The following is a 26,398-nucleotide window of genomic DNA, read 5'->3' on the forward strand; positions in this document are numbered from 1 at the left end:
CCCGTGGACCAGTACGTGGGCGGTGTGGAGCACGCGATCCTGCACCTGCTGTACTCGCGGTTCTTCACCAAGGCGCTCTACGACTTCGGGTTGATCGGGTTCCAGGAGCCGTTCAAGGCGCTGCTGAACCAGGGTCAGGTGCTCAACGGGGGCAAGGCCATGTCCAAGTCCTTGGGCAACGGCGTGGACCTGGGTGAGCAGCTGGACGAGTTCGGCGTGGACGCCGTGCGCCTGATCATGGTCTTCGCGTCACCGCCCGAGGACGACGTGGACTGGGCGGACGTGTCCCCGCAGGGCGCCCAGAAGTTCCTGGCCCGCGCGTGGCGCCTCGCGAAGGACTGCACGGCCGCCCGGGACGCGGACGTGACCACCGGGGACCAGGCGTTGCGCCGTGCGACCCACAAGACGGTCGCGGACGCCGAACAGCTGCTCGAGGCGCACAAGTTCAACGTGGTGATCGCCCGGACCATGGAGCTCGTGAACACCGTGCGCAAGGCCATCGACGCGGGCTGCGGTCCGGCCGATCCCGCCGTGCGCGAGGCCACCGAGGCCGTGGCGATCCTGCTGAGCCTCGTGGCGCCGTACACCTCCGAGGACATGTGGCACCTGCTCGGGCACGAGGACTCCGTGGTGCGCGCCCCGTGGCCCACCGTGGACCCCGCGCTGCTCGTGGAGGACACCGTCACCGCGATCGTGCAGATCAAGGGCAAGGTCCGTGACCGGTTGCAGGTCCCCGCGGACATCACCGACGAGGACCTCGAGGCCGCGGCCATGGGATCGGAGGCCGTCCAGCGCCTGCTGTCCGAGGCCACGGTGCGCAAGGTCATCGTGCGCGCCCCCAAGCTCGTGAACATCGTGGTCTGATGTTCCCCCGCGAGCCCCGGAGCCCGTCCCCCCGTTCCACCGAGCGGGAGGGCGGGCTCCGCCCGTTCGGAGATGCGGCCTCTATTCCTGTCGGAGCGCCGTCAGCGTCCCCGTCTGCGTCCGCTTCCGCGTCCTCGGGGGACGACGACGCCGCGCCGCCCCGCGTCGCCGTCGTCACCGACAGTGCCGCCGCCCTGCCCGATGCGTGGCTCCGCGCGTTCGAGGACGCACCGGGCTTCGCGCTCGTGGACATGCCCGTGCTGATCTCCGGTCAGCTCTACACGGCCTGTGAATCCGACACCCTGTCCTCGCTCGTCGTTGCGCTCGCGGAGGGCACACCCGTGACCACGTCCCGGCCGGCCCCGGGGCAGCTGCGTGCCGCGTACCGGCGGTTCGAGGAGGAGGGGTACGACGCCATCGTCTCGGTGCACCTGTCGGGGGAGCTGTCCGGGACGGTGGGCGCCGCCCGGATTGCTCGCCAGGACATCGGGATCCCCGTGCGGATCGTCGACACCGCGAGCGCCGGTCTGGGGCAGGGTCTGGGGGTGCGCGCGGCACTACGGGCAGTGGCGTCGGGGGCGGGGATCGACGACGTCGCTGCGGCCGCCTGTGAGACCGCCGCCCAGGCACAGGTACTGATTCAGGTGCGCTCGCTGGAAACCCTACGCCGGGGTGGACGGGTGAATCCGACCACGGCGATGGTCGGTTCCATGTTCCAGCTCAAACCACTGCTGAGCATGGCCGAGGGCAAGATCGTGACCGTGGAGCGGCCGGTGTCCTTGTCGCGGGCTAAGGCGCGGTTCATGGTGCTGGCGGGGGAGGCTCTGGCCCACGCAGAGACCGACCGGCCGGTGTTGTGTATTCACCACGTCGCGGACCCGCACGGGGCGCGCGAGATCGGTGAGGTGCTCATGGATCGCTACCGCCCGGACGCGGAGCTCGTGATCAGTGACCTGCCCCCGGTGCTCAGCGCGCACGTGGGGCTCGGGACGAAGGCCGCGGTGATCGAGGGCCCCACGTCCCGGCCCGTGTGGCACGGCGGGCGGGCTGCACAACCGCACCCCTGATCCGCGTGTCGGCCGAGTAATCCACCGGTGGCGTCGCGCACCCACGAGCCCTGTCGCCCGTGCGGTGGGGTGGGCGCATGAGCGGAATCGATTTCAGGGGACGGCGCCGGTTCCGGGACAGTGAGGCCACGGAGCGGTTGACGGCGCTCTTGCGGGAAGACCGGCAGTCGGGTGCGGGGCTGCCATGGGCGGAGCCAGGGCCCGATCGGAATGGTGAGGTGGCCGGCCGTGGTGCGACGGGTCGCCGTGCTGCTGGCCATAATGAAGAGGGCGCCGATCTGGCTCCGGACGGTGGTGCTGAACCGGCCGACGACGCCGCCGATGGTGCCACCGGTCCATCGCTCAGTGCAGACCCGGTGTCCGAGCACTCCCGGCATCGCGAGGACGTCGTGGTCCGTCGGCACATTGCTCGCCCCGCGCTGGTAGCACTGTGCGCCGTGCTGTTGGTGGCCCTCGGGATCGGGGGCTGGAACCTGCTCCCCGATGGACAGGGGGACGACGTCGTCACGTCCACTTCCGTGAAATCGCAGGGCGCCGTCGCCGGTACGGATGACGCGGGGGCAGATGAGGGTTCCGACCGCGCTGACGCCGCCCGTGAGGACACTGGCGCCACCGGCCGGGACGACACAGCACCTCACGGGGTGTCCGGATCCGCGACGTCCTCAGGGCTCGTCGGGGGAGCCGGAGCCGGTTCAGCGGGCGGCGGTACCGCCTCCGCTGAAGAAGCCGGGGTGCTCACGGTCCATGTGATCGGGGAGGTCAAGGACCCATCCGTGGTGACGCTGTCCCCGGGTGCGCGCGTCATGGATGCGGTGGCGGCAGCCGGTGGATTCACGAAGGGTGCGGTGAAGGATCGGATCAATCTGGCGCAGCCTGTGAGCGACGGCGCCCAGATCACGATTCCCAATGCGGAGAACGTCGATCGGGTGGCCGAGGCTGTCGCGCAGGGCGGTTCCGTGAATGGCGCCGGGACCGGTGCCCCGGCCGAGGGAGCAGCGAACAGCGCCAGCATTAAGACTGGAGTGAGCGGTAGTGCTTCCGAGGGTGGCGCGGCCACGGGAGGTTCATCGTCCGGATTAGGCGCTGCGGCTAAGGCGGGTGGTGCGGCCGCCCTGCCCGGCGGCGCCCCAGTCAACCTCAACACGGCCTCGCAAGCGGAGCTCGAGACCCTACCTCGCGTGGGACCGGTCCTCGCACAGCGGATCGTGGAGTTCCGCAACCAGCACGGCCCGTTCACCTCCGCGGAACAGCTCGACGACGTCAGCGGGGTGGGTCCCGCCATGCTGGAGGCACTGCTACCACTGGTCACGGTGTGAGCGTGCGATGGGACCTGCGCCTGGTCCCGGTTGCCATTACCGCGTGGGTGTGCGGATCGCTGACACTACTTGCCGGGTGGACCGTGGGGGCCGTGGGGGCTCTTGGCTGCGTGCTGGTCTTCGGCCTCGCGTGGTGCGCACCCGCTCTTCTCGACCGGTCTCGCATCTGGCGGGCGAACCGCGGGCCACGAGGGAAGACGCCCGCCTCGGCACAACGCAGCTGTCCGCCGGCCGGGCAGCCGAGCCGCGCGCGATCCTGGACGCATGCATCGGACGCGCACGGGGGTTCCTCCTCCCATGGATGCCCGCGGCCATCATCCAGCGAGTCCCGCGCCCGGATGAGGTCCCTCCTGCCCAGCCTGGCTGTTCTGGCGGGGGTCGTGGCGCTGAGTGCCGCCGCGGCCGTCACGACGGCGCTCGCCGCCATCGCACCGTCCCGCGACTTCCTGACCGAGCATCCTCCCGGTTCCGTGGTCCGCGTCAACGCCACGGTCACCGGGACGCCCCGCGAATACACGGGCTCACCGGCGCCAGAGGAGCAGGAGGCATCGCGCGGCGTCGTCGTACCCCTGGCCGTCCACGCCGCGGACGGGAAGGCCGCAACCGCCGAACTCACGGTGTTCGCCGCCCACCCCAGGTGGGACGGCCTGCGCGACGGGGACACCGTCAACGCTGTGGTGAACGTGACGCGCACCGCGAACCCGGCGCGGCTCACTGCCCGGGCCACCTCCCCACCCACCGGATGCGATCACGGCTGCCGGGGAGCCCGGCACGGACTGCTGGACACCGTGCGCGCGAACCTGACCCGGGTGTCCGGACGGTTCGGTGCAGTGAGCGCCGGGTTGGTCCCCGGCATGACCGTGGGAGACACCTCCCAGCTGCCCGAGGCGCTGGCGCAGAGCATGAAGGACACCGGACTGACCCACCTCACGGCCGTCTCAGGGTCCAATTGCACCGTGGTGATGACCCTGACCGGGTACGCCGCCCTGACCCTGGGCGCGGGGCGGCGACTGTGCGTGGGTATCGGGCTCGCCGCGCTCGCCGGGTTCGTGCTGCTCGTGGGCCCCGATCCCTCCGTCCTGCGCGCCGGCGTCATGGGTGCACTCGGCGGGGCCGCCATGCTCAGCGGCCGCGCCGGCGTCAGCCTCAATGCCTTGTGCGCCGCCGTCACCGGCCTGGTGCTCGTGCAACCGCCCCTCGCCATCGATTTCGGCTTCATCCTCTCCGTCCTCGCGACCGCCGGCATCGTCGTGAGCGCCCGCCCCGTGACCCGCGTCCTCGCCTCCCGGATCCCCACAGCGCTCGCCGCGTGCATAGCCGTGCCCCTCGTCGCCCAACTGTGGTGCGGGCCCGCCCTGCTCGTGCTCAACCCCGCTCTGCCCCTGTACTCGTTGCCCGCCAACATGGCCGCCGCCCCTCTCGTTCCCGTGGTCACCGTCGCCGGTCTTCTTGCAGTATGCGTCCTGCTCGCGGGGCACCTGGCCTCACCCGCTCTGAGCTGGCTGCTCCCCGGCGCCCACGACGCCGCGGCGCTCGCCGGCTGGGAGCGCGCCGCCTCCCTGCCCGTGGGCGCCGCCTCGGTTCCCGCGCGGGTCATTGCGTGGCTCGCGGACGGTTTCGCCGCCCTGCCCGGTGCGCAGCTGCCCTGGCCGGGCGGTGTCCCGGGGATTGTCATCCTCACCGCGGTCACACTGCTGTTCCTCGGCATCCTGCACGGGGTGGACCACCGCCTGCGTCAGGCACCACCCATCGCGGGCACGGTCGACGCCTCATCGGCCCCGCCGCCCGAGCCCGATGCCGTATGGCGCGTTCGCGCGCGCAGGCTACGGGTACGACGTCGCGCGCTCGCGATGATCGCGTCCCTCGCGGTGGTCGTGTTGGTCGTCTTGGGTGCGGTGTGGTGGTTCCGACCGGCGCCCGCGTGGGAGTCCGTGGTGTGCGACGTCGGGCAGGGAGATGCCGCGCTGCACCGCACCGGGGAGCACAGCGCGGTGCTCGTGGATGGCGGGCCCGACCCCAGGGCTCTGCGGCGCTGTCTCGACCAGGCGGGCATCACGCACCTGGACGCGGTGATCGCCACGCACAACCACGACGACCACGTGGCCGGCCTGGAGGGGCTCTCCGATGCGGTGGATGTGGAGCGGGTGTGGTACTCCACGGCCGGGACGGAGCTACCACGCGAACTGGCACCGCTCGCGGAGAAGGCCGAGCAGCCTGCGCCCGGGGCACGACTAACCGCCGGACCGCTCACGGTCGAGGTACTCGCCCCGCGGGTCACTCCTACTGCAACGGGCGGAACCCCGCGCGCTCCCGTGCACAGCCGGGTGAGTTCGGAGGACGAGAACAATGCGTCCCTCGTCCTGCTCATCACCCGCACCGCTGACCAGGGGACCACCACCTGGTTGACCGCGGGGGACCTCGAAGCCGATGGGTACCGAGCGGCCACCAGGCTCCTGCCAACAGCAGCCGCCCCACACGCAGATGTGTTGAAGGTCTCCCACCACGGCGCGCGCAACGGTGGGACCGACATCATCAGGGACTCAGATCCCGCCCTGGCGGTGATCTCGGTGGGGGAGGGCAACAGCTACGGCCATCCCCACCCCGCAACCGTGGCGGCCCTGCAGGAGACCGGGGCGGCGGTGGCGCGCACGGACCTCAGCGGTTCGTTGTGGATCCGCAAGGAAGGGAATCAGCTCGTGGTCTCGACACGGTGACCGCGCGTCAAGCCACTGGGTGCACCGGGTTCGTCGCGTGTGGCTCACGTTTCTTGTTCCAATGCCTCACCCGTCCACACCGGGCCACGGCATGTCCCCACCCGGCGCTAGCATGAGGACCACAGCGGCGCCCTCCCATGCCGCGCGCACCTGAGGAGTTCCGATGCCCCCAGCCCGTCGCAAGGCCGCCGCGCCGCCGCAGACCTCGTGGCGGGACGTCACCCCGCAGCCGCTCGTGCTGGCCTCCGGCTCCGACGAGTACATCCTGCAGCGCATCAAGGACTCCCTGCGGGACCAGACCCGGGAGCAGCGCGGGTCGTGCGAGGTCACGGACGTCTCCGCCGCCGACTACGAGACCGGGAGCTTGGCCGTGGTCACGAGCCCCTCCCTGTTCGACGATCCCAAACTCGTGTGCGTCCACGACCTCGCGAGCATGCACGAGAACCTCCTCGCGGACGGCCTGTCGTACGTGGCCAACCCGGACCCGGACGTGACCGTGCTGTGGGAGCACTCCGGGGGTAACCGCGGCAAGAAACTACTGGACGCTCTCAAGGAGTCGGCGCTCGTCCTCGATTGCACGCCGCCCAAATCGGACCGCGACAAGACGGCCTTCGTCCTAGCCGAGTTCCGCGCGCACGGCAAACGCATCGAGCCGGACGCCGCCCGCGCCCTCGCCGCGGCCGTGGGCACGAGCACCGCGGAGCTCGCCGCCGCGTGCGCGCAGTTGATTGCGGACGGCCCGCTCACGGTGGATCACGACCTCGTGGAGAAGTACTACGGCGGGCGCGTGGAGGTCACCGCGTTCCGCGTCGCGGACGCCGCGGTGGCCGGTAACGCGGATCAGGCCCTGAAGCTGTGGCGGCAAGCCGTGGACGTGGGAGTGGACCCGGTCCCCATGGTCGCCGCGCTGGGCTCCAAGATGCGGTTGATCGCGCTGACCGCAGGATCCCGCGGGGGAGCGGGAGCACTTGCGCGGGACGTGGGCGCGGCACCGTGGCAAGTGGAGCGCGCGCAGAACGAGGCCCGCCGGTTCACCGCCGGGGACGTGGCCGCCGCCCTGCAGGCCGTGGCCGAGGCCGACGCCCAGGTCAAGGGTGCGTCCCGGTCCCCGTACTTCGCGGTGGAGCGGGCGATCACCGTGATCGCGACGTCCGGCCACCACTGAGGGGCCATCTCTGAGGGCCACCAGTGCGATCCCGGAAGACCCGGGGAAAGACTGCGGGCCCGGCACCGAGAAACGGTGCCGGGCCCGCAGGCGTCCTGTGCGGACGGGGTCAGTCGATTCAGATCTTGGCGACCTTCTTGGCCAGACCGGACTTCTTGTTGGCCGCGGTGTTCTTGTGCAGCACACCCTTGGACACGGCCTTATCGAGCTTGCGGGACGCGTTGCGCAGCGTCTCGGTCGCAGCTTCCTTGTTGCCGGACTCGACCGCGGCGTCCACCTTGCGGATCAGGGTCTTGAGCTCGGACTTGTAAGAGTTGTTGCGCAGGCGAGCCTTCTCGTTGGTGAGGATGCGCTTCTTCTGCGACTTGATGTTGGCCACGTAAAACTCCTAGAACGTTTGCGGAAGTAGGTCAGTGAGGGCTCACGGATGATCATCGACTGAGTTGTGAGAGTGGGGATGCTCGGTGGCAACCATCCGCTGTGCCCGACGACCAGCGCGGACACACAGCGATCCACTTTAGCAGATCACCGGCCGCGGCGCCGGTCAGTGGCGGGCGCGGGCGGCGAGCTCCGCGGCCACCGCGTCGAAGCGTGAGCGGGCGAGCACCGCGCCCTCCCGGCGCACGTCCTCGGGGCGCACGGGGATGATCCGGTCGATCCGGGCCTCGGACGGGCGGCCCGAGCGGTCCCAGTCGCCGGTTCCCACGTCCACGAAGTCGGGATCGTCGTGGGCCGCGGTGTCGTGGTCCTTGGAGGTGAGCATCACGCACAGCACGTACTCCCCGGCGCGGTCCACGATCAGCACGGGACGGTCCTTGCCGCGTGAGTGGTCCTCCTCGTAGGGTACCCAGGTCCACACGACCTCGCCCGGATCGGGGCGACCATCCGGGTGGGGGTCGTAGTGCGGGGTCACCGGCCCCGTCCAGTCACCGGGGTAGAGCCGGGAGGTGCCGGCGGGCGACGTCGTCGTCCCCGGCGCGGCGGCCCGATCGCGGCGCGCGTGCCCGGAGGCGTCCCGGGGCAACGGCGCGCGGCCGGCGTCCCGCCGCCCGCGCAGGGTCCGCGAGACCCGCTGGTACATCCGGTAGGCCCGCAGGCCCTGGCGCGCGAGGCGCATGAAGTCAGCCATGTGCTCATCGTAGGGGCAGCGGTTCGTCCGTTGCCGCGGAACGTGGGAAACTGGGGAGTCATCCGATCGAAAGGACCGCCCGTGTCACCGTTGGCCGTCAATCCACCGGTTCCCGCCTCGACCGACCCCTCGGTGATCAGGAACTTCTGCATCATCGCCCACATCGACCACGGCAAGTCCACCCTCGCGGACCGGATGCTGCAGGCCACGGGCGTGGTGACGCCCCGGCAGATGAAAGCCCAGTACCTGGACCGCATGGACATCGAACGCGAACGCGGGATCACCATCAAGTCCCAGGCGGTGCGGATGCCGTGGAACGTGGACGGCACGGACTACGCGCTGAACATGATCGACACGCCCGGGCACGTGGACTTCACGTACGAGGTCTCCCGGTCCCTGGCCGCGTGCGAGGCCACGATCCTGCTCGTGGACGCCGCCCAGGGGATCGAGGCGCAGACGCTGGCCAACCTGTACCTCGCGATCGAGAACGACCTCACGATCATCCCGGTGCTCAACAAGATCGACCTGCCGGCCGCGCAGCCGGAGAAGTACGCTACTGAACTCGCCAATCTGATCGGCGTGGAACCCGAGGACGTGCTCAAGGTCTCGGGCAAGACCGGTGAGGGCGTCGAGGAGCTGCTGGACACGATCGTGCGCCAGGTCCCGGCGCCCCAGGGGGTCAAGGACGCGCCGTCGCGTGCCATGATCTTCGACTCGGTGTACGACACCTACCGCGGCGTGGTGACCTATGTGCGCGTGGTGGACGGGACGCTGTCCCCGCGAGAGCGGATCCAGATGATGTCCACCGGGGCCACCCACGAGCTGCTCGAACTCGGTGTGATCTCCCCGGAGCCGGTGCCCTCGCAGGGGCTGAGCGTGGGGGAGGTGGGCTATCTGATCACGGGCGTGAAGGACGTCCGCCAGTCCCGCGTGGGTGACACGGTCACGAGCCAGACCAAGCCCGCGCAGCAGTCCCTGGGTGGGTACGAGGACCCCAAGCCCATGGTGTTCTCGGGACTGTTCCCCGTGGAGGGTTCGGACTACCCCGTGCTGCGGGACGCCCTCGAGAAGCTCCAGCTCAACGACGCCGCCCTGGTGTACGAACCCGAGACCTCCGCCGCGTTGGGCTTCGGCTTCCGTTGCGGTTTCCTGGGGCTGCTGCACCTGGAGATCACCCGCGACCGACTCGAACGCGAATTCAACCTGGACCTGATCTCCACCGCGCCCTCCGTGTCCTACAACGTGACGCTCGAGGACAACTCGGAGGAGCAGGTTACTAACCCGTCCGAGTTCCCGGAGGGACGGATCCTGGAGATCCGCGAACCCATGGTCTCGGCCACCATCCTGGTGCCGTCCGAGTTCATCGGCGCGGTCATGGAACTGTGCCAGTCCAAGCGCGGTGAGATGAAGGGGATGGACTACCTCTCCGAGGACCGCGTGGAGCTGCGCTACCGGTTGCCGCTCGCGGAGATCGTCTTCGACTTCTTCGACCAGCTCAAGTCCAAGACCCGGGGCTACGCGTCCCTGGACTGGAAGGCGGACGGCGAGCAGGCCGCGGATCTCGTGAAGGTGGACATCCTCCTGCAGGGCGAGCAGGTGGACGCGTTCAGCGCGATCACCCACAAGGACAAGGCGTACTCGTACGGCGTGCTCATGACGGGCAAGCTGCAGAAGCTCATCCCGCGCCAGCAGTACGAGGTCCCCATCCAGGCCGCGATCGGTTCCCGGATCATCGCGCGCGAGAACATCCGCGCGATCCGTAAGGATGTGCTCTCCAAGTGCTACGGCGGTGACATCTCCCGTAAGCGCAAGCTGCTCGAGAAACAGAAGGAGGGCAAGAAGCGCATGAAGATGGTGGGCCGCGTGGAGGTCCCCCAGGAGGCCTTCGTGGCCGCGCTGTCCTCGGACGAGGACACCGGGAAGGACAAGAAGAAGTAATGCCCGCCCAACCGGAGGGTGATCCCGCACCCCGGGACGGCGCGCTCCCCGCGGCATCGGTCGCCCGCGCCACCGATCGCACCCTGAGCCTGTACGTCCACGTCCCGTTCTGCGCGGTGCGCTGCGGGTACTGCGACTTCAACACCTACACCATGGACCAGCTCGGGGACGGCGTCTCCCAGCGCGACTACCACGCCGACGCCGCCGCGGAGGTCCGCTTCGCCCGGTCCGTGCTCGACGCCGCCGGGGCACCGCCGCGCGCGCTGCACAGCGTGTTCTTCGGCGGGGGTACGCCCACCCTTCTGCCCGCCCGGGAGCTCGCGCTCATGCTCGAGCAGGCCCGGGAGAGCTTCGGGCTGGCCCCGGACGCCGAGGTCACCGTGGAAGCCAACCCCGACTCGGTGAGCGAGGAGACGTTCGACGTGCTCGCCGCGGCCGGGGTTACCCGGGTGTCCTTCGGGATGCAGTCCGCGGTGCCCCACGTGCTGCGCGTGCTGGAACGCACGCACACGCCGGCGAACGTCCCGCGCGCCGTCGGCTGGGCCAAGGACCGCGGACTGGGCGCGAGCGTGGACCTGATCTACGGTACACCGGGGGAGAGCGTGGCCGACTGGCGCACCTCGTTGGAGGCCGCGCTGGCCATGGACCCCGACCACGTCTCCGCGTACTCCCTGATCATCGAGGACGGCACCAAGCTGGCCGCCCAGATCCGCCGCGGTGAGGTGCCGGACGTGGATCCGGACGACCAGGCGGAGAAGTACACGCTCGCGGACGCGCTGCTGCACGAGGCCGGGTTCGAGTGGTACGAGGTGTCCAACTGGTCCCGCGCGGCCCACGGGCGCAGCGCGGTGCAGAACCGCAGCGTGCACAACCTCGCGTACTGGCGCAATCAGGACTGGTGGGGGATCGGCCCGGGGGCGCACTCGCACAGTGACGGCGTGCGCTGGTGGAATCTCAAGCACCCGTTGCCCTACACGGCCGCCGTGCGCCGGGGTGACTCACCGGCCGTGGGCCGCGAGACCTTGGATGGCGAGACGCAGTACGTGGAACACGTGATGCTCGGGATCAGGATCCGTGAGGGACTCCCGCTCGAGGGGCTGCGCCCGGAGGGGCGGCACGCGGTGGCCGGATTGATCGCCGACGGCTGGCTGGACGGCGCCGCCGCCCTCCGCGGGTCCGCGGTCCTCACGGACGCGGGGCGTCTGATGGCCGACGCCGTGACGCGCCGCTTGCTCGACTGGTGACCGTGTCAGGAGTTGCGGGCCGCGAACTTGTCGTAGAGGTGGGTGTTGAACCGGTACTGGTGCGGTTCGCCGCGGTTGACCTTCACGCCCGCGCGCACGGAGGTGATGGCCAGGAACAGCCAGGTCACGGCGGCGATGACCGAGAAGAGCCATCCGATGAACGGGATGAGTGAGAGCACGATGCCCGCGAGGATCACCAGGGTGGGCAGCATGGTGTAGTTGGCGGCTTCCCGGGATTCCTGAGCGGTGAAGGGACCACGGTCCTTGAACACCCGGTGGATCATGTAGCTGGGCAGTACGCCCACCACGCCACCCAGGTGGGCGAGGGTGGCCCACTGCCGGTCCTGGGACACGTCCAGGGGTTGCGCCACGGGGGCCACGGACTCGAACGGAGTCTCGGCGGAGCGAGTGGAGGGGGAGGGAGCAGCGTCAGTCACGAGCGGGTGTGCCTTTCACGGGCGGTAGCCATCCGGGTCGGTGGACGCCGGTGCTCCCATCCTACGGTCGTTCCCGCGTGGCTCGCGCCGGACGACGACACCAGGCGTCACCGACGCTGAGGGTTACCGCTAACGCGGGTCACCGAAGCCGTAGACCACCGGCTGTGAGCGCCGTCGACGTCGTGGGTCACCGCAGGTCAGGCGCAGCCCGGGTCAGGAATCGGCGGCGTCCGGGGCGGTGAGGAAGTCGATGAGCTCCTCCACGCGGCCCAGCAGGGCCGGTTCGAGGTCTGCGTACGTGTTCACTCGTGCAAGGATCGCCTGCCACGCCCGCCCCACGTCCTGGGGTGTGCGGTGCGGTAGGCCCAGCGCGCGTGCCATCCCGGTCTTCCAATCCACCCCGCGCGGGATCACGGGCCACTCCCGGATCCCCAGGGCGCTGGGCTTCACGGCCTGCCAGATGTCCACGTAGGGGTGTCCGAGGATGAGCACATTGTCCCGGGCACCCGGGACCGCGAGCGCCTCCTGGGCGATCCTGGACTCCTTGGAGCCCGCGACCAGGTGGTCCACTAGGATCCCGAGCCGGCGCTGCGGGCCGGGGTGGAACTCGGCGATGGCTGAGGGGAGGTCGTCGATCCCGTGCAGGGGTTCCACCACGGTGCCCTCGACCGCGAGGTCGTGGCCCCACACCTTGGCCACGAGCTCGGCGTCGTGGTACCCCTCGACCCACACACGCGACTCCTTGGCCACGGACGCGCGCAAGTTCTCGACCTCGACCGACCCCGAACGCGTGATCCGGGGCTTGGCCGGGGCGCTGCGGGTCTCGGGCGGGCCCAGCCGCACGGGTTCGCCGTCCAGGAGGAAGCCCGGGCCCAGGGGGAAGGACTTCACGCGCCCGTGCCGGTCCTCCAGACCCACCACGCGCATCCCGCCGATGGTCTCCACGCCCACGACGGCCCCCACCCACCCGGTCTCCACGTCCTCGAGCACCATGTCCCGGGCCACGGGGACGTCCCGGGAGACGGGACCGGTGCGGGCGACGTCGGGACTGCCTAGGTCCTGGGGACCCCAGGACCAGCCGGATGCGTTCACGGGCGACTCCTCCACGTCGTGCCGCGGCGCGAGCGCGCCGCCGGGCAGGCGAATCAGCCGCGAGCGTATCAAAATCGGCCCCTGACCCACGGGCCCTTGACTGCCAGGATTAGCACTGTGAACTCTTGAGTGCCAGAATTGCCAGCAACGGGAGGTGAGACACATGGAGCATCCGCGCCGAGCGCAGATCCTGCGCGCCATCGTGGAGGACTACGTCCATTCGCGTGAACCCGTGGGGTCCAAGGCGCTCGTGGAACGCCACCGTTTACCCGTCTCCTCCGCCACGGTGCGCAACGACATGGCCGCCCTCGAGGAGGACGGGCTGATCGTGGCACCGCACACGAGCTCGGGTCGGATCCCCACGGACCGAGGTTATCGCGAGTTCGTCAATCAGATCGCAGCCCTGGAGCCCCTCACCTCCGCCCAGCGCCGCGCGATCCAGGTGTTCATGGACGGCGCCCAGGACCTGGACGACATCATGGAGCGCACCGTGCGCCTGCTCGCCCAGCTCACCCACCAGGTGGCCGTGATCCAGTATCCCGTGCGCACCGGGATCACCGTGCGCCACGTGGAACTCGTGGACGTGGGGGACGCCCGCGTGCTCGTGATCCTGATCCCCACCACCGGACGCGTGGCCCAACGCACCGTGGAACTGCCCGTCACCCTGACCGAGGCCCAGCTGCTGGAGCTGCGCGCCCACGTGCTCGCACGCCTGCTCGGCACGCCCGTGGAAGACGTCCCCGACGCCGCCGTGACCCTGCCCCCGGTCCTGCCCGAGGAACTGCGCGACGCCGGGACCGCGGTGACCGGGGCGCTCGCGGTGCTCGCAGCGGTGTCGGACGAACACCGCTTGGTGATGGCCGGGACCGCGAACCTGGCGCGCTTCAGCGGGGACTTCCCGCAGAGCATCTCCCCGGTGCTCGAGGCGCTTGAGGAACAAGTGGCCATGCTGCGATTGTTGTCCGAGATGCAGCAGGACGAACGCGGGGTCGCGGTGCGCATCGGCTCCGACCACAGCGACGACCCCCTGGCGGAGGCGTCCGTGGTGGCCACGGGTTACGGTCCGCACGCCGCGTCCAAGGTGGGAGTCGTGGGGCCCACACGCATGGACTACCCCACGACCATGGCCTCCGTGCGCGCGGTGGCCCGCTACCTGTCCAAGAACCTGGGGGCTGAGCGCACGTGAGCGCCGCCCGCCCCGCTCGACCGTAGAACCGTAGAACCGACGAAAGAAGAAACGACGACATCGTGAGCGATCACTACGAAACCCTCGGCGTGAGCCGGGACGCCAGCGCCGAAGAGATCAAGCGCGCCTACCGCAAGAAGGCCCGCAAACTCCACCCGGACGTGAACCCCTCACCCGAGGCCGCCGAGGAGTTCAAGCGCGTCTCCCACGCCAATGACGTCCTCTCCGACCCGGACAAGCGTCGTGTCTACGACGCCACAGGCAACGAGAACGGCACGGACACCGGCTTCGGCGGGGGCTTCCCCGGCACGGGCTTCGGCTTCTCCGACATCTTCGAGACGTTCTTCCAGGGCGCGGGAGCCGGTGGCCAGCGCGGCCCCCAGTCCCGCACCCGCCAGGGCCAGGACGCCCTGATCAACGTGCGGATCTCCCTCAAGGACGCCGTGTTCGGCATGGAGAAGGACATCACGGTGGACACCGCCGTCGTGTGCCCCACGTGCCAGGGCACGTGCTGCCAGCCCGGCACGAGCCCCGTGACGTGTACCATGTGCCGCGGCTCCGGCCACATGCAGTACCAGCGCCAGTCCATCCTGGGCATGGTCACCACCCAGGCCCCGTGCTCCCAGTGCAACGGCTTCGGCACCGTCATCGAGAGCCCGTGCCACGAGTGCTACGGCGAGGGCCGCGTGCGCGACCGCCGCCCCCTGACCGTGAAGATCCCCGCCGGCATCCAGTCCGGCAACCGCATCCGCCTGAGCGGCCAGGGTGAGGCCGGCACCGCCGGCGGACCCAACGGCGACCTCTTCGTGGAACTCAAGGTGGATCCGGACCCCACCTTCCTCCGCGAGGGCGACGATCTCCACGCCCGCCTGCGTATCCCCATGACCGCCGCCGCGCTCGGCACCACCGTGAGCCTCGAGACGTTCGACGGCGCTCGCACGGTGGACGTCGATCCCGGCACCCAGTCCGGTGCGACCGTCACGCTCGACGACCTGGGTGTCACCCACCTGCGGGGCAAGGGCCGCGGGGACCTCAAGGTGCACTTCGAGGTGGAGACCCCCAAGGACCTCTCCTCCGAACAGCGCGAACTGCTCGAGCAACTCGCCGAGCTGCGCGGTGAGGAAGCAGCGGACGGCACGACCGTGAACACCAACCACTCCGGTGGGTTCTTCTCCCGGTTGCGGGACCGGTTCAACGACCTGTGACCAACCCAGTCTTCCACGTCCCCGCCGAGGACCTCTCCCGGGCGCACCCGGGGGAGGTCCTGGACGTCGCAGGTCCCGAGGCCAAGCACGCGGTGACCGTGCGGCGCCTGCGCGCGGGGGAGGCCCTGGACCTCGTGGACGGGCACGGCACCCGTGCGGTGTGCACGTTCGACTCCGGGGCCAAGGACCGGATGAGCGTGACCGTCCACGAGATCCACCACGACGCCGCGCAGCAGCCGGAGTTCACGCTGGTGCAGGCACTTGCCAAGGGGGACCGGGACCTGCAGGCCGTGGAGGCCGCCACGGAACTCGGGGTCTCCCGGGTGATCCCGTGGCAGGCGGAACGCAGCATCGTGCGCGTCCACGCGGACCGCGCGGCCAAACTCATGGCCAAGTGGGACTCCACCCTGGCCGCGGCGGCCAAGCAGTCCCGGCGCGCCCGCTGGCCCGAACGCGGTGACTGGGTGGACACCGCGGGTCTGGCCCGGCTGATCGCTGCGGAACCCCAGATGCTGTGGCTCGTGCTGCATGAATCGGCGAGCCCACGCTGGTCCACCCCGGACGTGACCCGGTGGGGCGATCGGTCCCGGATCGCGGTGATCGTGGGCCCGGAGGGAGGGATCGGTGTCGGAGAGCTCGAGGCGTTGTGCGCCGCCGGTGCTCAGCCGATGCGCCTGGGGACCACTGTCATGCGATCGTCCACCGCGGGACCCGCGGCACTGGCCGCGCTGCACGCGGTGCTCGGGCTCTGGGACTGACCCGGGACCCGATGGGGAGGGCTCAGTCCCCGGCGCGCACCGTGATCGTGTGATCGTCGGACACGGTGGTGCCGGAATCGTCCGTGCCGCTCACGCGCACGGTGTACGTCCCGGGGTCGAGCGTGACACTCGTGCGTAGTTCCGTGCCCGTGGTCGGATCTGAGCCGGGGGAAGCGGGTGCGATGTTCCCACTGTGCACGACGCGGTCGTCCTCGAGCACCTCCCAGCGGGCGTCACGCACCGAGGGCAGCACGCGGGCGAAGACCGTCACGGGGCTCTTGGGTTCCGCCCCGGTCTGGGGGTCCACGAGCCACACGGGCGCGGCCAGTGCGGGGTCACGCGTGAGCGGGGCATGAAGTTCCACGGCTCCGAAGGCCTTGTACCCGCTCTGCCCGTTCACGAGGACCCGCACCTCCTTGGCCGTGGACGAGTCCAACAGCCCGGCGGTCACGGCCGCCGCGGAGACCGTGTACACCATTTGCTGCAGTGCAACCCGCGCGTCCTGCGGGGAGAGTTGGGAGGCGAACGCGGCGGCGGGCAGGTCCACGGTGATGGTTCCGTCCGGGGACACGGAGGTGCCCACGGTGTCCACGGCGGACCACAGGGAGCGGTAGTCCGGGTCCGCGGGGGTGGCCGAGGTGACCATGAGCGCCGCCTGGGCCACGGGGTCGGTCGTGTCCTGGGAGGTCGGGGTGCGGAACTCGCGGAACAGGTAGCGCGATTGGTCCCCGGTGCCCACCCAGTACACGGGGGCCTGTTCGGTGGCCACGCCTTCCATCGCGGTGTCCGTGTTCATGGGCGCGGAGGCGATCCCGGGGGCGGCTTCGGAGTTGTGGTCCGGTCGGTCGGCGGCGGTCCCGCACGAGGCCACGACCGCGGCGAGCAACACGGCGAGCGCCCCCGTCGCGGCGCGCCGAAGTCCGCCGGGCGCGGTGGCGCGACGACGCTGCGGCTCGGTCGTTCCTGCGGGATTTTTCACGGCTACACAACTTACCCACCGGGAGCCACGGGCGCTAACGTCGCACGTGGATCCGGGCGGACCGTTATTGGATTGCAACCTGCGGCGCGCGAGCCCGTCGGTCCCGGCGGGTCCGGGTCCGCGCGCACCGGTAGGCTGGACCCGATGAGCGAACCAACCGAAGGGACCGAGGCACTGAGCACTCCGCCCACCGAACGAACCCGCGTCACCGTGCACGTACCGGATCGGGAGACCGCCGTCCGGACCTTGGGCCACGGGGACGCGACCTTGCGTCTGCTCGAGCAGCAGTTCCCGGCCGTGCGGATGACCGTGCGGGACCTGGACGTGGCCCTCGAGGGGCCCGTGATCGACACCCGCCTGGCCGCCTCCCTGCTCGAGGAACTTCTCGCGATGGCGCTGCGCGGCACCGAGATCACCGAACGCACGGTGCTGCGAGTGGCCCGCATGATGCGTGACGCCCAGGACCTGCGCCCGTCGAGCGCGCTGTCCACGAGCATCCTCTCCACCCGCGGCAAGACCATCCGGCCCAAGACCGTGAACCAGAAGACCTACGTGGACGCGATCGACGAGCACACCGTGGTCTTCGGGATCGGGCCCGCCGGTACCGGCAAGACGTACCTGGCCATGGCCAAGGCCGTGCGCGCCCTGCAGGCCAAGGAGGTCAACCGGATCATTCTCACGCGTCCCGCGGTGGAGGCCGGCGAGCGACTGGGCTTCCTCCCGGGTTCGCTCAACGACAAGATCGACCCCTACCTGCGTCCCCTCTACGACGCCCTGCACGACATGATGGACCCCGAGTCCATTCCGCGGCTCATGGAGGCCGGGACCATCGAGGTCGCCCCGCTGGCCTACATGCGCGGGCGCACCCTCAACGACGCCTTCGTGATCCTCGACGAGGCCCAGAACACCACCCCGGAACAAATGAAGATGTTCCTCACCCGTCTAGGCTTCGGCTCACGGATCGTGGTCACCGGTGACGTGACCCAGGTGGACCTGCCCGGGACCACCAAGTCCGGACTGCGCCAAGTCCAACACGTGCTCGGGAAGATCGACGACATCGCGTTCTGCGAACTGACCTCCGCGGACGTGGTGCGCCACGAACTCGTGGGCGAGATCGTGGCCGCCTACGACCGGTTCGACACCACCAACCGCCACCGCGTGGAACGAGCCCGCCGCAAGGACGAACGCCGAGCGGCGTCGTCCGAGCGCACCGGGGGAGACACCCCGTGAGCGTGGCCTTCGACCTGCCCTGGGACACCCCCGCCGAACAGGCCGAGCTGCCCACTGCCTACCGCGCCGTGGACACCGACCAGCTCGAGGCCCTCGTGGACCTCGCCTTCACCCGCTGGCACCTGCACCCCGACACCGAGGTCAGCATCGCCGTAGTGGACGAGACCCGCATGGCCGAACTGCACGAACAGTGGCTGGACCTGCCCGGAGCCACCGACGTCATGTCCTTCCCCATGGACGAACTGCGCGAGGGCACCCCCGACGACCCTAGCCTGGGCGTCCTCGGGGACGTCGTACTGTGCCCACCCGTGGCCGAACGCCAGGCCGCGGCCGCCGGCCACAGCACCCAGGACGAACTGTGCCTGCTCACCACCCACTCCCTGCTGCACCTGCTGGGCCACGACCACGCCCACGAGGACGAACGCGCCCGCATGTTCACCGCCCAGCGCTCGCTGCTCGAGGAGTTCCTGGGCCGGGACGCGCCCGTGGAGACCATGACGTGAGGCGCCGCACCGCCTCCGACCCCCGCACCGACTGAACGACCGAGGACCCGCGATGACCCAGCCCACTGAACAGCCCGCTGACTTCCGCGCCGGTTTCGCCGTGTTCGTGGGCCGGCCCAACGTGGGCAAGTCCACGCTGACCAATGCGCTCGTGGGGCGCAAGGTCGCGATCACGTCCAACCGTCCGCAGACCACGCGGCACACCATCCGCGGGATCGTGCACCGCACCGACGGTCAGTTGATCCTCGTGGACACCCCCGGCCTGCACCGTCCGCGCACGCTGCTCGGTCAGCGGCTCAACGACGTCGTGGCCCAGACCCTGGGTGAGGTGGACGTGATCGGGTTCTGCGTGCCCGCGGACCAGAAGGTGGGCCCGGGGGACCGGTACATCGCCCAGCAGGTCGTCGCCGCCGTCGGGCGCACCCCCGTGGTCGCGATCGTGACCAAGGCGGACCTCGTCCCCCAGCAGCGCCTCGCCGAACAGCTCGTGGCCGTGAGCGAGCTCGGGCGCGAGGTCGTCACCGAGGAGCGCGCCCAGCGCGACGCACGACGACGACGTCGCGACGCGGCGCCGTCCGCCAAGGGCACCGGCGGTCGCCCGGCCGCGCAGCGCACCGAGGACACGCCGGCCGGATGGGCCCACGTGATCCCCGTGAGCGCGGCGGACGGCTTCCAGATGGACGAGATCGCCGAGCTGCTCGTGTCGCTGATGCCCGTCTCCCCACCCCTGTACCCGGAAGGGGACCTCACCGACGAGCCGGAGGTCACCATGATGGGCGAACTCATCCGCGAGGCTGCGCTCGAGGGCGTGCGGGACGAACTGCCCCACTCGCTCGCCGTGGTCGTGGACGAGGTCTCCGAACGTGAAGGCCGCTCACCGGACAACCCCATGCTGGACGTCCACGCGAGCCTGTACGTGGAACGGGACTCCCAGAAGGCCATCGTGATCGGCAAGCGCGGTGCGCGACTGCGCGAGATCGGGACGCGCGCCCGAGCCCAGATCGAGTCTCTACTGGGCACCCGGATCTACCTGGACCTGCACGTCAAGGTCGCCAAGGAATGGCAACGGGACCCCCGAGAGCTGTCCAAGCTCGGGTTCTGACCGGACACACACCACACGTCAACCCGGTGCCGTAGCCTGACCCACCAGTCAGGGCCGCACGCCCCCCCCCGATCCGAGACCCCAGGAGACGTCACCGGTGGATCCCAGCTCAGCACCACGCCGGAGCCGCCGGAGTTCGCGTACGAGCCCGCCGTGGAGTACGCACCCCGCCCGCCGCATGGATCGCGACGGCGAGGCGTACGACCTGCGCCAGACCGGACGTCATCACCGCGCCCATGTCCACCGCTCCTCGGTGCGCAGGATCGCCGTGATCCTGGCCGTGTTCGGGCTGCTGGCCGTACTCGGCATCGGCGGGATCGCCGCGCTGCGCCTGACCGGCAACCTCACCTCGAGCCCCCTGAACCTCTCCGACGGTGCCGAGAACGTGGACGACGGCCCCCTGGACATCCTCGTCATGGGCTCGGACACTCGCCACGGTCAGGGCAACAGCGAATACGGCAGCGAGGACGACGCCGAGGGCCGCACCGACGTCATGATGCTCGTGCACGTGACCGCGAACCGCGACGCCGTCACCGTGGTCTCCTTTCCCCGGGACCTCATGGTCAGGATCCCGCAGTGCACGGACCCCAAGAGCGGCACCGTGTACCCGGCCACGACCGGGATGCTCAACAGTGCGGTGGAACACGGCGGCCCTGGGTGCACCGTGGCCGCGATCAACCGACTCACCGGCGTGGACATCGACCACTTCATGCTCGCCGACTTCAACGCCGTCAAGGAACTCTCCAGCGCCGTGGGCGGTGTGCAGGTGTGCGTCAACGAACCCGTGGATGACCCCAAGTCCGGGCTGCGTCTGCCCGCCGGGATCTCCTCCGTGGAGGGCGAACAGGCACTCGCGTTCCTGCGTTCCCGCGCGGCGTTCGGCAACGGTGGGGACGAGGCCCGCATCCGCTCGCAGCAGTCGTTCCTGGCGTCCCTCACGCGCAAGATCCAGGCGGACGGGACGCTCACCAACCTCCCGCAGCTCTACCACATCGCCGAGGTGATGACCCAAAACCTGCACGTGGACCAGGGGTTGACCTCCATCCCCACCCTCGTGGGCATGGCCGGTGCGCTCAACGGCATCGATCCCGGCCGGATCGCGTTCGTGACCGCGCCGTCCGAGCCCTACCCGCAGGACCCCAACCGGTTGCAGCTGGACGAGAAGGCCGCCGAGCGGCTCTTCGAGACCCTGCGTCGGGACGTGTCCGTCACGGAGGCCCGCGACGCGCCGTCGGCGTCCCCCGGGCCCTCCCACGCGATGGGGGAGACCGCCACCCCCGCGCCGAGTGCCGCGCACCCCACGGAGCCGGCGGCATCGCCCACCGCGACCGGCCCCGCCGTGGACCCGTCGCTCGTGCCGATCACGGTGAGCAACCGCACGGACGCCGGGGGCCGGGACTACCAGCTCGTGAGCGTGCTCGAACGCGCCGGCTACGACCAGGCGCGTACCGCGTCCTCCGGCACCCAGCTCGCGGCCACGCAGATGTTCTACAACCCCAACTGGGCGCTGGCCGCGGACGACGTCGCCGCTGTCCTGAACGTCTCACCGAGCCAACTCGTGGCGAGCTACGACGTGCCCGGGATCGAGGTCGCGGTGGGCCAGGACTTCCGTAGCGGTGACACGATGGACCGCAACGCCGCCCTGCCCGACGACCTGCAGGGCCAGACCGCGGAGCAGTTCACGTGCCAGGAGACCGCGGCGGGGTAACGATCCGGTGTGCCAGCGACCTAGTGGTACGTTGGATCACATGCGGCAAGGGATGACGCTACTCCTGCTTACGTGCCGCAGCGGGGCCTGAACCGATCCTCACGGCCGACCACCCGCTGCGGAGTTCCGTGGTGCCGGCCCACAAGCTTCTGATCGAAAGGCCCCCGTCCCATGAAGAATTTGCAGCGTCCCTCCGGAATGCCCGTCCACAAGTACACCCCGTACCACCAGAACTTCCCGTTCGACATGTCCGACCGCACGTGGCCGGACAAGGTGGCCACCACGGCCCCGCGCTGGTGCGCCGTGGACCTGCGGGACGGAAACCAGGCGTTGATCGACCCCATGGACTCCGAGCGCAAACTGAAGATGTTCCAGTTGCTGGTGAAGATGGGCTACAAGGAGATCGAGGTGGGCTTCCCGTCCGCCTCGCAGATCGATTTCGACTTCGTGCGCACCCTGGTCGAGGACGACCTGATCCCGGAGGACGTCTCCATCCAGGTGCTCACGCAGTCCCGCGAGCACCTGATCGAGCGCACGTACGAGGCGATCGAGGGCGCACCGCACGCGATCGTGCACCTGTACAACTCCACGTCCACCCTGCAGCGACGCGTGGTCTTCGACCGCGACATGGACGGCATCGTGGACATCGCCCTGACCGGTGCCAGGTTGTGCCGCAAGTACGAGGAACAGCTCAAGCACACCGACGTCACGTACGAGTACTCCCCGGAGTCCTACACGGGCACCGAGCTCGAGTTCGCCGCGCGGATCTGCAACGAGGTCGCCGAGACCTTCGAGGTGGGTGACGGTCGCAAGATGATCATCAACCTGCCCGCGACCGTGGAGATGGCCACTCCCAACATCTACGCCGACTCGATCGAGTGGATGGGCCGGCACCTGTACCACCGCGACGACATCATCCTGTCGCTGCACCCCCACAACGACCGCGGGACCGGTGTGGCCGCCGCCGAGCTGGGCTACCTGGCCGGGGCGGACCGGATCGAGGGGTGCCTGTTCGGCAATGGCGAGCGCACCGGCAACGTGGACCTGGTGACCCTGGGGTTGAACCTGTTGACCCAGGGCGTGGACCCACAGATCGACTTCTCGGACATCGAGGAGATCCGCCGCACGGTGGAGTACTGCAACCAGTTGCCCGTGCCCGAGCGCAGCCCGTACGGCGGTGACCTGGTCTTCACCGCGTTCTCCGGTTCCCACCAGGACGCGATCAAGAAGGGCTTCGAAGCCATGCAGCGGGACTCGCAGGAGCGGGGCGTGGACATCGATGACATGGAATGGGCCGTCCCGTACCTGCCGGTCGACCCCAAGGACGTGGGCCGCAGCTACGAGGCCGTGATCCGCGTGAACTCCCAGTCCGGCAAGGGTGGCGTGGCCTATCTGCTCAAGAGCGAGTACGGCATCGACCTGCCCCGCCGGGCCCAGATCGAGTTCTCCGGGGTCGTGCAGAAGTACACCGAAACCTCGGGGTCGGAGGTCACCGCGCAGCAACTGTGGAAGATTTTCACCGACGAGTACCTGCCCGCCAAGGACGGCGGCGGCGAGCTGTGGGGTCACTACCGCATCACGTCCATCTCCACCCATGCCGAGGACGAGGGCAACACGGTCCTGGAAATCGGCCTGGACGTGGGCGGCGAGCACCACGAGCGCGCCGCGCACGGCACCGGGCCCATCGACGCGCTGATTCAGCTGTTCAACGCGGAAGGCGTGGACGTGCGCCTGCTGGACTACACCGAGCACACGCTGTCCGCGTCCGCGAACGCGCAGGCCGCGAGCTACGTGGAGCTCGCCGTGGGTGACCGCGTGCTGTGGGGTGCGGGGATGGACAACAACACCACGCGAGCGTCCCTGAAGGCCGTGATCTCTGCGGTCAACCGCGCCGTGCGTGACGCGCAGTTGGCCCAGCAGGACTGAGCGCGCTCCTTTCCTTCTCCGACGACTCCGCTGCGGGCACCCGGATGCGCCGCAGCGGAGTCGTGTCCGGGGTAGGTGACACAATGACCCGATGGCCCGTTCAACCTTCGCATCGCGCAGCTATCGGGACGACGCCGTGGTGCTGCGCACCTACGACCTCGGTGAAGCGGACCGGATCGTGATCCTGCTGACGGCCGAGAACGGCCAGGTCCGGGCGGTGGCCAAGGGGGTGCGGCGCACCAAGTCGCGGTTCGGTGCGCGCCTGGAACCCTTCCACGTGGCCCAGGTGCAGCTCGTGCACGGACGGAACCTGGACATCGTGTCGCAGGCCATCGGCAAGCGGGCATACGGGCAGAACATCGTGGCCGACTACGAAAAATACACCGCCGCGGCGGCCATGGTCGAGACCGCGGAGAAACTCACCGCGGACGACTACGACACCGCAGTCCAGCACTATCAGTTGCTCGTGGGAGCGCTGTCCGCCCTCGCGCGTGGTCTGCACGAGCCGGGGCGCATCCTGGACTCTTATCTGCTACGCGCCGTGGCCCTGGCCGGTTGGACGCCCAGTTTCGTGGACTGCGCACGGTGCGGGGCTCCCGGGCCCCATCGCTCGTTCTCCGCGGCCCTCGGCGGTGCGGTGTGTCCTCAGTGCCGTCCGCCGGGATCCGCCGCGCCCAATGCGGCCACGTTCGTGTTGCTGGACGGGCTGCTGCGCGGGGACTGGTCCACGATCGACGCCGCCGACACCAAGACCGCGCGCGCAGCTGCCGGGTTCGTGGCGGCGTACATCCAATGGCACATGGAGCGCACGGTGCGTTCTCTGGCCCTCGTGGATCGAGGGGACGGCTGAGGCGGGGAGTGCCCGCTACTCGGTGGGAAGTTCTAGGGTGGGGGAGGACCACCTCGTCGCTTCTCGAAAGGATCCCCGCATGAGCCGCTTCGCCCCGCCGCCGCCCCATCCCAGCGGTGCCACGGTGCCCGCTCTGGATCGCGATGCCATTCCCCGACATCTGGCCCTCGTGATGGACGGCAACGGCCGCTGGGCCAACGACCGCGGACTGCCGCGTACCGAGGGGCATCGGGAGGGTGAGCGAGCCCTCATGGAGGTCGTCGCGGGAGCCATCGACCTGGGGATCCCGTACGTGTCCGCGTACGCGTTCTCCACGGAGAACTGGAAACGGTCCCCGGCCGAGGTCGCGTTCCTGATGAACTTCACGGGGGACGTGATGTCCCGCCAGCTGCCCACGTTCAAGGAATGGGGGATCAAGGTGCGGTGGGCAGGGCGGCGCCCCCGCCTGTGGAAGTCCGTGATCAACCGACTGGAGACCGCGGAGCGCGAGACCCAGGACAACGATGTCATCACGCTGACCATGTGCGTGAACTATGGCGGTCGCGCGGAGATCGCCGACGCCGCGGTCGCGATGGCTCGGGATGTCCAGGAGGGGCGGCTCACGCCCGGGTCGATTACCGAGGACATGGTCCAGCGGTACCTGGATGAGCCCCAGTTGCCGGACGTGGACCTGTTCCTGCGGTCCTCGGGAGAACAGCGGCTGTCCAATTTCATGCTGTGGCAGTCCGCATATGCGGAAATGATGTTCCTGGATATCCTGTGGCCGGACATGGACCGCCGTGTGCTGTGGCGTGCGGTAGAGGATTACGCTCACCGCAACCGTCGATACGGGGGAGCGATGGATCAGACGGCCCCGGCCACGGGGGAGTAACCACAGGATTGGGCCCTCAGTATCTAGAGTTTCAACTGAATATTGATACTTATAGTTCGAGTTGAGATTGAGACTGTATCTGACTGAACTCGCCTTCCCGTCGTACTAGCGCCCACGTGGCGTACCCGCCGGTGATGCGCCCGAGGTGGTCCGGGAGCGGGCATCCCGTGTGAAAAACTGGCCCCATGCGCGTGTACCCCGCTTTCTTCAATCTCATTTTCTCCTGGATGGACCCGGAACTCGCCCACACCGTGGGGTTCGCGGGGATCAAGCTGGCCCGCCGTGTGGGCCTGGGGCGGGTGCTGCACCGCCTCACCCGCCCGGATCCGGGCAACGAGGTCCATGTCATGGGGCTCACCTTCCCGTCCCCATTCGGTCTGGCCGCGGGTTTCGACAAGGGCGCTACCGGTACCCACGCGTTGACGGACCTCGGCTTCGGCCACGTGGAGATCGGCACGGTCACGGGCCAGGGTCAGCCGGGCAATCCCCGTCCGCGGCTGTTCCGCCTGGTCGAGGATCGCGCCGTGATCAATCGTATGGGCTTCAACAACGACGGCGCGGAGGCCGTGGCCCCGCGAGTGGCCTCGGCACTGCAGAGCCTCGCCCAGGACGCCGCCCGTACGCATCGTGCGCGCCCCGTGGTGGGCGTCAACATCGGCAAGACCAAGGCCGTGGGTCTCGAGGACGCCACGGACGACTACGTGCGCAGCACCCGCGTGCTCGCCCCGTATGCGGACTACCTCGTGGTCAACGTCTCCTCCCCGAACACCCCCGGACTACGCCAACTCCAGGAACTCGACGCGCTGCGACCGCTGTTGCGAGCCGTGCGGGAGGAAGCGGACCGGGTCACGTCGTGGCACGTGCCGCTGCTCGTCAAGATCGCCCCGGACCTCGCGGACCAGGACGTCCTCGCGGTCGCGGACCTGGCCCGGGACTTGGGGCTGGACGGCATCGTCGCGACAAACACCACGATCGCCCGCGACGGGCTCGGTCTGCGCAGCGACGCACAGGACGTGATCGCGTGTGGAGCCGGCGGACTCTCGGGGGCGCCCCTGCGGCGTCGTTCCCTCGAGGTGCTCAAGCTGCTGCGAGGTCACGTGGGGGAGGACCTCGT

Annotated in this window: 23 protein-coding genes; 18 read left to right on the top strand and 5 right to left on the bottom strand. The window is 69.6% G+C overall.

What is annotated here, in order from left to right; translation table 11 throughout:
- The 5 genes from B3I25_RS02990 to holA all read left to right on the top strand — a co-directional run.
- Positions 1–864, top strand: an 864-nt coding sequence (locus B3I25_RS02990) for a class I tRNA ligase family protein (RefSeq protein ID WP_286737765.1), incomplete at its 5' end; no start/stop codon positions are given.
- Entirely contained in the window at positions 864–1,931 is a 1,068-nt protein-coding gene (locus tag B3I25_RS02995; protein WP_286737766.1) for a DegV family protein, read from the top strand. The genes B3I25_RS02990 and B3I25_RS02995, both read left to right, overlap by 1 nt.
- Positions 1,932–2,287: 356 nt before the next feature.
- Entirely contained in the window at positions 2,288–3,247 is a 960-nt protein-coding gene (locus B3I25_RS03000) for a ComEA family DNA-binding protein (protein WP_286737767.1), read from the top strand.
- A 338-nt stretch (positions 3,248–3,585) separates the two neighbouring features.
- Positions 3,586–5,961: a ComEC/Rec2 family competence protein gene (locus B3I25_RS03005; RefSeq protein WP_286737768.1), complete on the top strand. Its 2,376-nt coding sequence runs from the start codon at positions 3,586–3,588 to the stop codon at positions 5,959–5,961.
- A gap of 163 nt (positions 5,962–6,124) precedes the next feature.
- The gene (gene holA, locus B3I25_RS03010; RefSeq protein ID WP_064845861.1) at positions 6,125–7,126 is read left to right on the top strand and encodes a DNA polymerase III subunit delta; all 1,002 of its coding nucleotides are present in this window, start codon (positions 6,125–6,127) and stop codon (positions 7,124–7,126) included.
- A 118-nt stretch (positions 7,127–7,244) separates the two neighbouring features.
- Here the strand turns inward: holA and rpsT are convergent, their stop codons facing one another.
- Together rpsT and B3I25_RS03020 are read right to left on the bottom strand one after the other, a co-directional pair.
- Positions 7,245–7,505, bottom strand: coding sequence for a 30S ribosomal protein S20 (rpsT, locus tag B3I25_RS03015; RefSeq protein WP_035961892.1), 261 nt, complete (start codon positions 7,503–7,505; stop codon positions 7,245–7,247).
- 165 nt (positions 7,506–7,670) lie between these two features.
- Positions 7,671–8,255, bottom strand: a complete 585-nt coding sequence (locus B3I25_RS03020) for a type II toxin-antitoxin system PemK/MazF family toxin (RefSeq protein WP_064845860.1) — start codon at positions 8,253–8,255, stop codon at positions 7,671–7,673.
- A gap of 81 nt (positions 8,256–8,336) precedes the next feature.
- Here B3I25_RS03020 and lepA point away from each other — a divergent pair, with 81 nt between their 5' ends.
- Positions 8,337–10,193, top strand: a complete 1,857-nt coding sequence (lepA, locus tag B3I25_RS03025) for a translation elongation factor 4 (RefSeq protein ID WP_064845859.1) — start codon at positions 8,337–8,339, stop codon at positions 10,191–10,193.
- Positions 10,193–11,437 (top strand): radical SAM family heme chaperone HemW, encoded by a 1,245-nt coding sequence (hemW, locus tag B3I25_RS03030; RefSeq protein WP_098053463.1) that lies wholly within the window; start codon positions 10,193–10,195, stop codon positions 11,435–11,437. Before lepA ends, hemW begins: the two co-directional genes overlap by 1 nt.
- Positions 11,438–11,442: 5 nt before the next feature.
- On the opposite strand, the gene B3I25_RS03035 is transcribed toward hemW, so the two are convergent.
- Positions 11,443–11,874: a DUF4870 domain-containing protein gene (locus B3I25_RS03035; protein WP_239318428.1), complete on the bottom strand. Its 432-nt coding sequence runs from the start codon at positions 11,872–11,874 to the stop codon at positions 11,443–11,445.
- Between the two features lie 213 nt (positions 11,875–12,087).
- Entirely contained in the window at positions 12,088–12,966 is an 879-nt protein-coding gene (locus tag B3I25_RS03040; protein WP_064845856.1) for a DUF3097 domain-containing protein, read from the bottom strand.
- Positions 12,967–13,129: 163 nt separating this feature from the next.
- Between B3I25_RS03040 and hrcA the strand changes: the two genes are divergently transcribed.
- The 3 genes from hrcA (at position 13,130) to B3I25_RS03055 (ending at position 16,115) form a co-directional block, all read left to right on the top strand.
- Entirely contained in the window at positions 13,130–14,152 is a 1,023-nt protein-coding gene (gene hrcA / locus B3I25_RS03045; RefSeq protein ID WP_064845855.1) for a heat-inducible transcriptional repressor HrcA, read from the top strand.
- 62 nt (positions 14,153–14,214) lie between these two features.
- Positions 14,215–15,357 (top strand): molecular chaperone DnaJ, encoded by a 1,143-nt coding sequence (gene dnaJ / locus B3I25_RS03050; RefSeq protein ID WP_098053461.1) that lies wholly within the window; start codon positions 14,215–14,217, stop codon positions 15,355–15,357.
- The gene (locus B3I25_RS03055) at positions 15,354–16,115 is read left to right on the top strand and encodes a 16S rRNA (uracil(1498)-N(3))-methyltransferase (RefSeq protein WP_286737769.1); all 762 of its coding nucleotides are present in this window, start codon (positions 15,354–15,356) and stop codon (positions 16,113–16,115) included. Before dnaJ ends, B3I25_RS03055 begins: the two co-directional genes overlap by 4 nt.
- Before the next feature lie 22 nt (positions 16,116–16,137).
- On the opposite strand, the gene B3I25_RS03060 is transcribed toward B3I25_RS03055, so the two are convergent.
- Entirely contained in the window at positions 16,138–17,094 is a 957-nt protein-coding gene (locus B3I25_RS03060; RefSeq protein ID WP_286737771.1) for a GerMN domain-containing protein, read from the bottom strand.
- A gap of 144 nt (positions 17,095–17,238) precedes the next feature.
- On the opposite strand from B3I25_RS03060, the gene B3I25_RS03065 reads away from it, so the two are divergent.
- The 8 genes from B3I25_RS03065 to B3I25_RS03100 all read left to right on the top strand — a co-directional run.
- Positions 17,239–18,324, top strand: a complete 1,086-nt coding sequence (locus B3I25_RS03065) for a PhoH family protein (RefSeq protein WP_064845851.1) — start codon at positions 17,239–17,241, stop codon at positions 18,322–18,324.
- Between the two features lie 47 nt (positions 18,325–18,371).
- Positions 18,372–18,827, top strand: coding sequence for an rRNA maturation RNase YbeY (gene ybeY / locus B3I25_RS03070; protein ID WP_231885507.1), 456 nt, complete (start codon positions 18,372–18,374; stop codon positions 18,825–18,827).
- A gap of 52 nt (positions 18,828–18,879) precedes the next feature.
- Positions 18,880–19,929, top strand: a complete 1,050-nt coding sequence (locus B3I25_RS03075) for a GTPase Era (protein ID WP_206398784.1) — start codon at positions 18,880–18,882, stop codon at positions 19,927–19,929.
- Between the two features lie 178 nt (positions 19,930–20,107).
- Positions 20,108–21,637: an LCP family protein gene (locus B3I25_RS03080; RefSeq protein ID WP_286737773.1), complete on the top strand. Its 1,530-nt coding sequence runs from the start codon at positions 20,108–20,110 to the stop codon at positions 21,635–21,637.
- Between the two features lie 171 nt (positions 21,638–21,808).
- Positions 21,809–23,563, top strand: a complete 1,755-nt coding sequence (gene leuA / locus B3I25_RS03085) for a 2-isopropylmalate synthase (protein WP_206398782.1) — start codon at positions 21,809–21,811, stop codon at positions 23,561–23,563.
- A 91-nt stretch (positions 23,564–23,654) separates the two neighbouring features.
- Positions 23,655–24,413 (top strand): DNA repair protein RecO, encoded by a 759-nt coding sequence (gene recO, locus B3I25_RS03090; RefSeq protein ID WP_286737774.1) that lies wholly within the window; start codon positions 23,655–23,657, stop codon positions 24,411–24,413.
- A gap of 79 nt (positions 24,414–24,492) precedes the next feature.
- Positions 24,493–25,284 carry an isoprenyl transferase gene (locus B3I25_RS03095; RefSeq protein WP_144931864.1) on the top strand — a complete coding sequence of 264 codons (792 nt, stop codon included), beginning with the start codon at positions 24,493–24,495 and terminating at the stop codon, positions 25,282–25,284.
- Between the two features lie 185 nt (positions 25,285–25,469).
- Positions 25,470–26,398: quinone-dependent dihydroorotate dehydrogenase (locus tag B3I25_RS03100; protein WP_286737775.1), on the top strand; the 929-nt coding region annotated here is incomplete at its 3' end.

Source organism: Kocuria sp. UBA1838 (genome assembly GCF_002338785.1).
In the GTDB taxonomy this organism is placed as follows: domain Bacteria; phylum Actinomycetota; class Actinomycetes; order Actinomycetales; family Micrococcaceae; genus Kocuria; species Kocuria marina.